Origin of the sequence: Vibrio sp. 10N.239.312.C11, assembly GCF_041466065.1 — a bacterium.
In the GTDB taxonomy this organism is placed as follows: Bacteria; Pseudomonadota; Gammaproteobacteria; order Enterobacterales; family Vibrionaceae; genus Vibrio; species Vibrio tasmaniensis_A.
Map to the genome: position 1 here is coordinate 18345 of NZ_JBFSRZ010000058.1, position 11855 is coordinate 30199.

Sequence of the window (11855 nt, forward strand, 5' to 3'; positions counted from 1 at the left end):
GCTAGTTAGTTTATTGGCTACTTAGTTAATTATCTACTGAGCTTATTAGATTACAGAGTTTATTCGACACATGGTTTATTAGACACGTAGTCCAATAGATATGCAGCTCATTAGAAGTTAGGAATCAGTAAAGGAAGGCTTCGGTCTTCCTTTTTTAGTTTTACACCTTTAGGTTTTAAGTAAGGTACAACAAATGACAAAGCACTACTCATATTGGTTCAAGCATGCATTGGAACAGGAATTTGGCAGCATCAATGCTGGGCTAGAATCCGCTAAACCGCTTCAAAAAGACGTTAACTGTGATATCGCCATTGTCGGCGGTGGTTACACTGGTTTATGGACGGCGATTTTAATCAAACAACAACAGCCCGGAAAACATGTTGTAGTGATTGAAAAAGGCTTGTGTGGCAGCGGTGCTTCTGGTGCGAACGGCGGTTGCATGCTGACGTGGTCAACTAAGTATCCGACGCTGAAAAAGCTTTACGGAAAAGAACAAGCGAAATGGTTGGTTAAGGAATCGGAAAAGGTTATATACGAGATCGAAGCCTTCTGTAACGAACACAAGATTGACGCGCATCTATATCGAAGCGGTACTTACTACACGGCGACCAATGAAGCGCAAAAGGGTGGAATGGAGCCTGTTGTTAATGAGCTGGTTAAGCAGGGTATCAATAGCTGGAAGAAGTGCGACAATTCTTTGGCTGATAAAGCGGGATCTGATCGCCACATTGAGGGTTACTACTCAGAAGCTGCGGGCAGTGTGCAGCCAGCGTTATTGGCTAGAGGTTTGCGCAGAGTTGCTCTCGAACTGGGTGTCGAAATTCACGAAAACACAGAGATGACATCACTCGACTATGGCTCCCCAGCTCGAATTCAAACCAAAGGCGGGTCAGTATTTGCGGATAAAGTGATCTTAGCGCTCAATGCATGGATGCTCGATCACTTTAAAGAGTTCAAACGCAGCATTGTTGTTGTCTCTTCAGATATGGTGGTGACCAAGCCTATTCCTGAAAAGCTCAAGCAATTTGGCCCAGAGAAAGGGGTGGCGGTGGTGGATTCGCGTATCTTTGTCCACTACTACCGAGATACCCAGGACGGACGACTCATGTTGGGCAAAGGCGGTAATAAGTTCTCGTTTGCCAATCAAGTTGAAAGCATGTTTAACCAAACGACCAACTACCTGCCGATTCTCAATCAATCGTTTCAAAAACTGTTCCCTAAACTGGAACAAAGTGAATTCGATTACAATTGGTCTGGCGGCTCAGATCGTTCGGTCACCGGATTGCCATTTTTCGGTAATCTAAAAGGCCAAAACAACATCTATTATGGGCTCGGTTACTCAGGTAATGGTGTGGCTCAAACTCGCATGGGAGGGAAAATTTTGTCTTCAATGGTGTTAGGGGGTGATAACGAATGGACTCGTAGTGGTTTAACTAGCGGTCCACGAGGCTATTTCCCACCAGAGCCATTTCGTTGGGTTGGGGCAATGATGGTTAGAGATGCTGTTCGAAGAAAAGAGAACGCGGAAGACTCTGGTAACACGCCATTGTGGTTGGATAAACAATTGGCAAAGCTCGCGGGTGCGGCAGGTAAAGCCGACAAGGTTGAATCATAAATTGATTTAAGGTTCAAATTAGAGGTATACACTAAGGCTCTCTGTGACTTATGGGCTAGTCATTGAGGGCTTTCTGAACTAACTTTTAATGCTGAAAAAATAGCAATCTTTAATGCTTATTATTTCTGCAATATAACTGTCATTTAGCTTCTATAAATTTGTCACTCAACTGCAATATTCAAAGTTTAAATTTGGTGTATACCATTTAAAGAGTGCTGTAGTATGAGCAACCAAACTTATTTGAATATTGAAAACGTTGTAAAGCAATTTGGCCAATTTACAGCGTTAAAAGACATCTCTCTATCGATCGATAAAGGTGAATTCGTCTGTTTCCTTGGCCCATCTGGCTGCGGTAAAACGACACTACTACGTGCGATTGCAGGACTGGATTTACCGACCTCAGGCTCTATTGAGCAGAACGGTAATGATACGACCTTCCTACCTCCTGAGAAGCGCGATTTTGGTATCGTATTTCAATCTTATGCTCTATTTCCAAACCTGACTGTGGAAGAGAACATCGCAATTGGTTTGAAGAACCAAGGGATGTCGACCAAAGAAGCTCTGGAAGCGGTAGAGTCTTGGTTAGAAACCATTGGTTTACCAACATCTGGCCAGAAATACCCGAATCAATTGTCAGGTGGACAACAGCAACGTGTGGCGCTCGCTCGCGCATTGGCTCTTTCTCCAGGCTTGTTGTTACTGGATGAACCGCTGTCTGCATTGGATGCGAAGGTAAGAACACACCTGCGTGATGAGATCTGCCAACTGCAACGCAAGTTGGGTACCACCACTATTATGGTGACGCACGACCAAGATGAAGCCTTAACGATGGCTGACCGCATTGTGGTGATGAATCATGGTGTTATCGAACAAGTAGGTGCTCCACAAGAGATTTACCAAAAACCAGTCAGCCGTTTTGTTGCTGAGTTTGTTGGCAGCATGAACTTCATTCAAGCTTCTGTTGCGGCTCAAGGCAAGATACGTATTGCTGAGTCAATGCTACCATTACCTCACTTAGATAATCTCACGCCAAATCTAGGTGATGTTTTCGATATTGCCGTTCGTCCAGAGCAAATCCAGTTTGTGGATCGTTTTAGTGAATCCTTGCCAGTGAGAATTGTATCAAGCGAATTCTTAGGGGCGTTTTATCGTGTTGAGTGTCAATTGCAACATGACTCAACGGCGAAAGAGATCATCGTTGATGTACCCGTTAAAGAGTTTAATCGATTGAAACTGCGTCGCAGCGATATTCGTTACGTAGCGTTTGATGAAGAAGGTCTTAGATCTTACCCATCTGAAAGCCTGCAAGTGATGAAAGACGAGGCGGCGTAACAATCATGGAATCGACTCAAATGATGCAATCTAAGCTGCTAATTCAACGACGAGTAACGCCTTTTCTTGCTCGGTTAAGTAAAGACAACGTAATCCTATTCGGGCTTCTGGCTTTTTTGTCAGTGGTCATGACGCTATTCATTTTGATGCCACTGTGGGCAATGTTGAAAAAGAGTGTTCAGAACGCAGACGGTGAATTTGTAGGATTACAGAATTTCGCAACGTATTTTGCTTCGCAGAGCCTCTGGCAGTCGGTAGGTAACACGTTTACGCTTGGGCTATTAGTAACGGTTGTCGTGGGTGTATTAGCGTTTGGTTATGCCTATGCGTTGACTCGTTCATGTATGCCTTTCAAGGGGCTTTTTCAGGTGTTGGGTTCAGCGCCGATTCTAGCTCCATCGTTGCTTCCTGCGATCAGTTTGATCTTTTTATTTGGCAACCAAGGTATCGCCAAAGAAGTGTTAGGGGGAAATTCGGTATACGGTTTGATTGGTATATCACTCGGCTTAATATTTTGGACTTTTCCACACGCCTTGATGATTCTGACCACCTCGTTAAGAACCTCTGATGCACGTCTGTATGAGGCGGCACGTGCACTCAATACTTCATCATTAAAAACCTTTTTCATGGTGACGCTACCTGCGGCAAAGTATGGTTTGATCAGCACTCTGATCGTTGTATTTACGTTGGTGGTTTGTGACTTTGGTGTACCAAAGGTGATTGGCGGCAGCTACAACGTTCTATCGACTGACATCTTCAAACAAGTAGTAGGGCAACAGAATTTCTCTATGGGTGCGGTGACCAGTATTTTGTTGCTATTGCCTGCATTGCTTGCGTTTACAGTGGATCGCTGGGTTCAAAAGAAACAGAAGAGCTTGTTTGATACTCGATCCGTCGCGTACCAACCTGAACCAAACACTCTACGCGATGGCATGTGTTTCCTTTATTGCACCATCATCTCTGCTGCTGTTGTTATCGTGCTAGGCATGGCGATATACGGTTCTATGGTCACGTTCTGGCCTTGGAACAAAGCACTCACCTTGAATAACTATAACTTCGCAGAAATGAGTACCTACGGTTGGACGCCGTTCTTCAACTCTTTAACCCTCGGCGCTTGGACTGCTATTATCGGTACCGTGTTGATTTTCTTGGGTGCATATTGCATTGAGAAAGGCAGAGCATTTGGTCTAGTTCGTCAAGCGATGCAAATGCTCAGCGTTGTGCCGATGGCGGTTCCGGGTATGGTGTTGGGTTTGGGGTATATCTTCTACTTTAATGATTTGAGTAACCCACTCAACTTCTTATATGGCACGATGGCGTTCTTGGTGATTAATACGGTGGTTCACTACTACACAGTCGGCCACATGACAGCGTTAACCGCATTAAAACAGCTGCCTGAGGAAATAGAAGCGACGGCGGCTTCGGTTAACCTACCGCAATACAAGCTGTTCTTTAAGGTGACGGTACCCGTATGTCTGCCTGCGATTTTAGATATTGCGACATACCTGTTTATTAATGCACTTACCACGACATCTGCGGTAGTATTCTTGTATTCTACCGATACGATACCTGCGTCAGTTTCAGTACTGAATATGGACGATGCGGGACAAACCGGTGCAGCAGCAGCCATGGCGGTGATGATTATGATATCGGCAGCGAGCGCGAAGTTGATTCATATGCTAATCAACAAGTTATTTGAGAAGCGCACCCAAGCTTGGCGCAAACGCTAGCGAACCATTTTATATTGCAGTTGGCCAAGGAATGGCTGACGACAAGAACAAGAATAAAAGGAAATGAAGTGCAGTACGTAAAAATCAAAGACGTCATCGTAGAGCAGATAGAGTCGGGCATGTTAACGCCACGACAGAAGCTGCCTGCGGAGCGCAAACTGGCTGAATCGTTTGATACAACACGAGTAACGTTGCGTGAAGCGCTGTCTTCACTTGAAGCTGAAGGGCGTATTTATCGAGAAGACCGCCGTGGTTGGTTTATCTCTCCAGCGCCACTGCGCTACGACCCAACTCAAACGCTGAACTTCACTAATATGGCTTTGTCGCAGAATCGTAAGCCGAAAACAGAATTAGTGGCAGCGAAAGGCATGTTAGCAACCAAGGAAGCAACTAAGCTTCTTGAGCTACAACCTTTTTCGGATGTTTATCGAGTAGACAGAGTTCGTTACCTTGAAGACAGACCGGTTGTGTATGTGACCAACTATATTCGACCTGAACTGTTCCCTAACTTGCTTGACTACGACTTGTCTAAGTCGTTGACGGACATATACCGAGAGCACTTTGGCGTGGTGTATCAGAAGATTCGTTATCGCGTGAGCACAACGTCATTACTGGGTGAAACAGCACAAGCTCTGCGTGCGACTTCTGGCTCTCCTGCTATGGTGGTTGAGCGTGTTAACTACAATCAGAACGGTGATTTGATTGACTGCGATATTGAGTATTGGCGTCATGATGCGATCAGCATTGAGTCGATAGCCCAGCTAGAGCGCTAGTCATACTTTAGAATGCTGGCATATCTGCAATTATGCAGTATTGCCCAATTGAAACGATCAAAGGTCTCTTATTCGGAGGCCTTTTTTATCACCGGTTGTCAGCCGTTGTGCTAATTCATCAATAATTTAGGAATGAAATGGAATTCTCTGCCATTGTAATCGTGATTATTTCGGCTTTGCTTCATGCGGGTTGGAATGTTCTAGGTAAATCTAATCAAGGATCGGGTTCGTCTTTCTTCCTAGCCTCTGGCTTTGCCGCCGCAGCGATATTGACACCTTACTTGCTCTGGTATGTTCACAGTGTAGGGCTGTCAAATATCTCACTTCCATTCTGGCAACTAGTTTTCTTGAGTGGGATCTGTCAAATCGTCTATTTGATTGGGTTAGGCGCGGCCTATAAACAAGCTGATATTGGTGTGATTTACCCAATGGCACGAGCACTGCCTGTGTTGATGGTGGGTTTAGGCACGGTGTTGATCGGCTATGAATTGTCAGCGAATCAATGGATTGGGTTCACTTTAATAACCTTAGGCTGCATGTTTGTACCACTAAAGCAGTTTTCAGATCTTAGGTTAAAAGCGTATCTCAACCTCGGCGTGTTGTGGGCGTTAATCGCCGCTATTGGTACCACGGGCTATTCGATCATTGATAAAGAGGCGCTTCTACTATTAGAACCGTTAAGCACACCTATTATCACAAACAAGCACACCGCGATTTTCTACCTAGGCATTCAGTTTTGGGCGATTGTGATTCCGCTGAGTGTTTGGTTATTCGTAACCAACCAAAGAATCGAGTTTACTAATGCTTGGATACTGCGAAAGAAAGCCACGCTTGCAGGCATTATGATGGCTTCGACTTATGGTTTGGTGTTATTTGCGATGACTATGACAGAGAACGTCAGCTTGGTTGTCGCTCTTAGGCAAGTAAGTATCATCTTCGGCGTAGTGATGGGGATCTACTTTTTAAAGGAAAAGTGGCACGTTACACGTGGTGTAGGCGTCGTTTTTATCATTGCAGGTTTAATTATCTCACTGACTTAAAAAGAAATTAAACTTTACCTCCAACCTATAATGTGACTTTTCAGTCGCATTTTTCTTATTGATAGCAAACGTTTTACTAATGTTAAAGATGTGATCCTTCTCATAGACAAGGCTGTAAAGTTACCGGTAACATCCAACTCAACGTTACCGGTAACATATAATTACAAACCGGACTCTGTGAAACTCATAAGGATACCCAAATGAAAGCTCTGACTAAAACGCTGATTGCCGCCTCCCTCACTGGTCTATTTGCTACTTCAGCAATGGCTGCAGACTTTAAACTTAAAATTCAATCTTCAGATCCTTCTGGTGACTTGAACTTCAAAGTTCAGCAGAAGTGGGCTGAGCGCGTAGAGACGATGTCTAACGGACGTATTGATATCGATCTTCTGCCTGTAGGCGCTGTGGTTAAGCACACAGAAACGCTAGGCGCGATCAAAATGGGCATCCTAGATGGTCACATCACAGCAACAGGTTACTTCTCTGGTAAAGATCCAGCATTTGGTCTTATCGGTAACATGGTTGGCGCATGGTCAGACACAACACAACTGCTTCAGTACATGAACTACGGTGGTGGTAATGAGCTAATGACCGAACTGTACAAGCCTTACGGTGTTCAATTTGTTGGTGCTTCTACGACGGGTGTTGAATCTTTCATTTCTAAAAAGCCAATCGATGGTGTTGCGGATCTTAAAGGCCTGAAATTACGTGCGCCTGAAGGCCTAGTTCAACAAGTATTTGCAGCCGCGGGTGCAACTCCAGTAAACCTGCCGGGTTCTGAAGTATTTACTGGCCTAAGCAAAGGCGTAATTGATGCCGCGGACTACACGGTATTCTCTACCAACCAAAAAGCGGGCATGAACGATATCGCTACTCACCCAGTTCAACCGGGTTTCCACTCATTGCCGCTTATCGATATCTCTATTTCTCAGAAGAAATGGGACAAGATGCCAGCTGATCTACAAACAATGCTGCAAACATCAGTGCGTGACTTCTCTTACGACATGACGACTCAGCTGAAAATGGCTGACCAAGCTGCGCTTAAAGAAGCTCAAGCGAACCCTGAAATTACTATCCACGACTGGTCTCAAGAAGAGCGTAAGAAGTTCCGTGAAATCGCGAAAGGCCAATGGAAAGTATTTGCAGAGCGTTCTGATAACGCAGGAAAAGTTTACACTTCAGTAACAGTGTTCCTAGAAGAAAACGGCTTACTGTAATTTAAACTTAGCTAACTGACGGGGGAGGGCATTGCTCTCCCGTATTCTCCCAGGAAATTTGGCTCATGACCGATAAAATCCCCCACGCCCCAGCTGAAAACGACGAGCAACCAAGAAATGCGCTTGATCGTTTTGTTATAAAGTTCAGTAATCTCGTTAGCTGGTTGTTTATTTTTACTGTATTGATTTCATTTTATGAAGTTGTGATGCGTTACGCATTCGATGCCCCGACCACATGGGTACATGAAACAGCTTCTTTCATCGGTGGTTCTTTATTCATTATTGGTGGTATCTACGCGTTTGCTGCGAATAAGCATGTGCGTGTGGTTCTTATCTACGATTCAGTGTCTAACCAAGCACGCAAATATCTTAATCTTGTTCACCACATTGTTGGTTTGGCCTTTGCTGGCATGCTCGCTTACGCGGCTTACTTCACTGCAGAAGAAGCGTGGTTTGCACCTTGGGGTGAATTCCGCCTTGAAACATCAGGCTCAGTGTTAAATGCGCCTTATCCTGCGTTGCTGAAAGGCCTGATCTTTGTCGTTTTGTGTGTTCTTGTTGTCCAGTTTGTATTGCACCTAATCCAAGAGTTGATGGGTCTAAGGAAGAATGACGATGTTTGATTTATCTTCTATTGGTATCGCATGGGGCAGTTTGCTCATGCTGGTTATGATGATTGGTTTGCTACTGACCGGTATGCAGCTAGCGTTCGTAACAGGCTTTGTCGCGATTTTCTTCACTCTGTGTTGGTTTGGTCCTGATGCCTTACCTTTGATCGCAAGCCGTACCTACAGCTTTGCTTCTGGTTATGTTTTCCTTGCCGTTCCCATGTTCGTATTGATGGCCGCTTTACTAGACCGTTCGGGTATCGCGCGTGATCTGTTTGATGCAATGAAATCTGTCGGCCGTAAGGTTCGTGGCGGTGTTGCGGTACAAACCTTATTGGTAGCTGTGTTACTGGCTTCTATGTCAGGTGTTATCGGTGGTGAAACGGTACTACTGGGTATTCTTGCTCTGCCTCAAATGCTTCGTTTAGGTTATGACCGTAAGCTTGCTATCGGTACAACTTGTGCCGGTGGCGCACTTGGTACCATGCTTCCACCAAGTATCGTACTGATCATCTACGGTATGACAGCCAGCGTATCAATTGGTGACCTGTTTAAAGCGTCATTCTTACCAGCGTTTATTCTTGCTGGTTGTTACATCGGCTACGTGCTGATTCGCTGTAAGCTGAACCCTGCTCTTGCGCCTATTCCAAGTGATGATGAGACAGAAGAAGATATCGCCAATCAGCCAAGCTACTTCAAAGCTCTGTTCTTCCCATTGCTTTCTGTCGCAACGGTTTTGGGCAGTATCTACACAGGTATCGCATCAGTAACAGAAGCGTCTGCTTTGGGTGTAGTTGGCATCATGATCAGTGCACTAATCCGTGGTGAGCTGAACTACAACATGCTGAAAGAGAGTGCCATCGCAACCATGCGTACTTGCGGCATGATCATGTGGATTGGTATCGGTGCAAGCGCATTGGTTGGTATCTACAACCTGATGGGCGGTATTGATTTTGTAGAAGAAACCATCCTTGCGCTCAGTGGCGGTAACGCGACAGTAACGCTATTAATCATGATGGCTATCTTGTTGGTACTAGGCATGTTCCTTGACTGGGTAGGTGTAGCACTTCTAACAATGCCAATCTTCGTTCCAATCATCACTGGCCTTGGTTTTGACCCAGTATGGTTCGGCGTTGTGTTCTGCCTAAACATGCAGGTGTCGTTCTTGTCACCACCGTTTGGTCCCGCCGCTTTCTACTTGAAATCGGTAGCACCAAAAGACATCAGCTTAGGTGAGATTTTCTCTTCACTACTGCCGTTCATTGCACTTCAAGTATTGGTGCTGGCACTGGTTATTATCTTCCCTCAGCTCGCGCTTTGGTGGCAATAACAGCAAAGGTTCCTGAGTGAGTTTAACGTTCAGGAACCTATCAACAGCAACACAAGTTTAACTATTAGATTCGATTGTCAGCCCCTGTTTTGGTTGGGGCTTAGGGAAGGCTTGCCTTATGAAAAGCAAAAAAATACTCGTGATGGGCGTATCTGGATGCGGGAAAAGCCTAATTGGTAGCCGTATCGCACAGGCTTTAGAGCTTCAATTCTTTGATGGGGATGACTTCCATCCGCAAAGCAACGTAGAAAAAATGCGTAAAGGTATTCCTCTGACTGACGAAGATCGTCAAGGGTGGCTAGAAACACTCAACAAGCAATACATTGAGCAGCCAAGTGCTGTGATTGCATGCTCTGCATTGAAACCTCAATATCGAGACATTCTACGAAAGAACAATGAAGGCTTAGTTATCGTGTACCTACAAGGTAGCTTCGACACCATTTGGAACCGCCATAAAGCGCGCGAGAACCATTACTTCAATGGTCAAGAAATGTTGAAAAGCCAATTCGCAACCTTGGTTGAACCGAATGAAGCCGATGCGTTGTTTGTTGATATCTCACAAGATGTCGAACAGGTAGTAGAAAGTGCACTCAAACAAATTAAGCAGATAGGCTAAACCATGACTCAGTTAAAAAACGACATTGCGATGATTGGTTTAGGTGTTATGGGCAAAAGCCTTGCACTCAACTTAATGGATAACGGCTTTAACGTTGCTGGCTTTGATTTGAATACAGACAACATTGAGCGCACTAGTTCAGAAGCAAAGCTGCTTAATGAATTGTTTACTGGTAAAGGTCAGTTCACACAAGGGACTAGCCTTGAACATGTGCTGCAAGGGCTCGCGAAGCCGCGTGTAATCGCTTTGTCGGTTCCTGCTGGAAAACCTGTCGATATCGTCGTGAATAGCTTGCTTGATGCTGGCTTAGAAAATGACGACATTGTTATCGATACGGGTAACAGCCTTTGGACAGATACCGAGGCGCGTGAAGTGAATTACAAAGGCAAACTGCGCTTCTTTAGCACCGCCGTTTCTGGTGGTGAAGAAGGCGCTCGTGTTGGCCCTGCGCTCATGGCCAGTGGCGACCAATCAGCTTGGCAGTATGTAAAGCCGATGTGGGAAGCGATTGCTGCTAAAGTGGATGCGAATGGACTACCGGTTGCTCAGTTTGAAGCGGGTGAAGCGTGCGCGGCGTATGTTGGTCCTTCTGGTACAGGGCACTATGTGAAAATGGTACATAATGGTATTGAATATGCCGACATGCAGCTTATTTGCGAAGTGTACCAGTTCATGCGTGATGTGCTTGAAATGCCAGCTCAAGAGATTGGACAAGTCTTTGAACAATGGAACAACGGTGTACTTAATAGTTACCTGATGGAAATCAGTGCCGATATTCTTCAACAAGAAGATGTTGTAACGGGTAAGCCGTTCGTTGAGGTTGTGCTTGATAAAGCAGGGCAGAAAGGCACGGGTTTGTGGACAGCAGTTAACAGCCTGCAAGAAGGTTGTCCAACGCCAACCATTGCACAGGCGGTTTATGCACGTGCGATGAGCGGTCAAAAATCACAACGTATTCAAGGTAGTCAGCTTCTAAAAGGCAGTATTGCTGATGCCAGTCAGCTGGATAAAACAGAGGCTATTTCTGAGCTTCACGATGCTCTATATTGCGCCAAGTTGTCTGTTTATGCACAAGGCTTTGATTTATTAAAGACAGCGTCAGACAAAGAGGGTTGGAATCTCGATTTCACTCAAATAGCTAAGATCTGGCGAGCAGGTTGTATTATTCGTGCAGCATTCTTACAAGGTATTACATCGGCTTATCAACAAAATGGTGAGCTGGCGAACCTGTTGTTTGACGAGGTTTTCATCAAACAAGTGGAAGAGCGTGAGCTTGCTTGGCGCATCGCGGTAGCGAACTCAGCTCTGTATGGTGTGCCGATGCCGGGAATCAGCTCTGCTCTGAGTTACTTCGACTCATTACGTTGTGAGGTGTTGCCTGCAAATCTGCTGCAAGCGCAACGTGACTATTTTGGTTCTCATACTTATTCGCGAGTCGATAGAGATGAAGCTGAAAAGTTTCACGTGACTTGGAGTCAGTCTCCAAGAACTGAAGTAAAAGTGAACGCTTAAACAATCAATAACGCCCTCAAATAAGAGTAATGCCGATCGTTTAAGAAGACTTGAACGATCTTGCAGTTAGCAGATAATCCCC

The 11855-nt window shown here is 45.1% G+C and carries 10 protein-coding genes; all 10 read left to right on the forward strand.

The window, feature by feature from the left end; translation table 11 throughout:
• The first annotated feature begins 193 nt into the window (after positions 1–193).
• Entirely contained in the window at positions 194–1615 is a 1422-nt protein-coding gene (locus tag AB6D07_RS19405) for an FAD-dependent oxidoreductase (protein WP_371694638.1), read from the forward strand.
• 222 nt (positions 1616–1837) lie between these two features.
• Positions 1838–2947: a putative 2-aminoethylphosphonate ABC transporter ATP-binding protein gene (locus AB6D07_RS19410; RefSeq protein WP_017104201.1), complete on the forward strand. Its 1110-nt coding sequence runs from the start codon at positions 1838–1840 to the stop codon at positions 2945–2947.
• Positions 2948–2967: 20 nt separating this feature from the next.
• Entirely contained in the window at positions 2968–4677 is a 1710-nt protein-coding gene (locus AB6D07_RS19415; protein WP_198926216.1) for a putative 2-aminoethylphosphonate ABC transporter permease subunit, read from the forward strand.
• Between the two features lie 68 nt (positions 4678–4745).
• Entirely contained in the window at positions 4746–5450 is a 705-nt protein-coding gene (gene phnR, locus AB6D07_RS19420) for a phosphonate utilization transcriptional regulator PhnR (RefSeq protein ID WP_016789432.1), read from the forward strand.
• Positions 5451–5587: 137 nt separating this feature from the next.
• A complete protein-coding gene (locus AB6D07_RS19425) occupies positions 5588–6490 on the forward strand; it encodes a multidrug transporter (protein ID WP_017104199.1) in 903 nt (300 codons plus the stop codon).
• Positions 6491–6690: 200 nt separating this feature from the next.
• Positions 6691–7707, forward strand: coding sequence for a TRAP transporter substrate-binding protein (locus AB6D07_RS19430; protein ID WP_009845626.1), 1017 nt, complete (start codon positions 6691–6693; stop codon positions 7705–7707).
• A gap of 65 nt (positions 7708–7772) precedes the next feature.
• The gene (locus AB6D07_RS19435) at positions 7773–8330 is read left to right on the forward strand and encodes a TRAP transporter small permease subunit (protein WP_004730132.1); all 558 of its coding nucleotides are present in this window, start codon (positions 7773–7775) and stop codon (positions 8328–8330) included.
• Positions 8323–9645 carry a TRAP transporter large permease subunit gene (locus AB6D07_RS19440; RefSeq protein WP_017104198.1) on the forward strand — a complete coding sequence of 441 codons (1323 nt, stop codon included), beginning with the start codon at positions 8323–8325 and terminating at the stop codon, positions 9643–9645. The genes AB6D07_RS19435 and AB6D07_RS19440 overlap by 8 nt, the downstream gene beginning before the upstream one ends.
• Before the next feature lie 118 nt (positions 9646–9763).
• Positions 9764–10261, forward strand: a complete 498-nt coding sequence (locus AB6D07_RS19445; protein ID WP_017104197.1) for a gluconokinase — start codon at positions 9764–9766, stop codon at positions 10259–10261.
• A 3-nt stretch (positions 10262–10264) separates the two neighbouring features.
• Positions 10265–11773 (forward strand): NADP-dependent phosphogluconate dehydrogenase, encoded by a 1509-nt coding sequence (gene gndA, locus AB6D07_RS19450; RefSeq protein ID WP_017104196.1) that lies wholly within the window; start codon positions 10265–10267, stop codon positions 11771–11773.
• Positions 11774–11855 lie beyond the last annotated feature (82 nt).

Coding starts and splice junctions, on each gene's coding strand:
- AB6D07_RS19425 (WP_017104199.1), top strand. CDS start 5,588: ATGGAATTCTCTGCCATTGTAATCGTGATTATTTCGGCTTTGCTTCAT.
- AB6D07_RS19415 (WP_198926216.1), top strand. CDS start 2,968: ATGATGCAATCTAAGCTGCTAATTCAACGACGAGTAACGCCTTTTCTT.
- AB6D07_RS19405 (WP_371694638.1), top strand. CDS start 194: ATGACAAAGCACTACTCATATTGGTTCAAGCATGCATTGGAACAGGAA.
- AB6D07_RS19435 (WP_004730132.1), top strand. CDS start 7,773: ATGACCGATAAAATCCCCCACGCCCCAGCTGAAAACGACGAGCAACCA.
- gndA (WP_017104196.1), top strand. CDS start 10,265: ATGACTCAGTTAAAAAACGACATTGCGATGATTGGTTTAGGTGTTATG.
- AB6D07_RS19440 (WP_017104198.1), top strand. CDS start 8,323: ATGTTTGATTTATCTTCTATTGGTATCGCATGGGGCAGTTTGCTCATG.
- AB6D07_RS19445 (WP_017104197.1), top strand. CDS start 9,764: ATGAAAAGCAAAAAAATACTCGTGATGGGCGTATCTGGATGCGGGAAA.
- AB6D07_RS19430 (WP_009845626.1), top strand. CDS start 6,691: ATGAAAGCTCTGACTAAAACGCTGATTGCCGCCTCCCTCACTGGTCTA.
- AB6D07_RS19410 (WP_017104201.1), top strand. CDS start 1,838: ATGAGCAACCAAACTTATTTGAATATTGAAAACGTTGTAAAGCAATTT.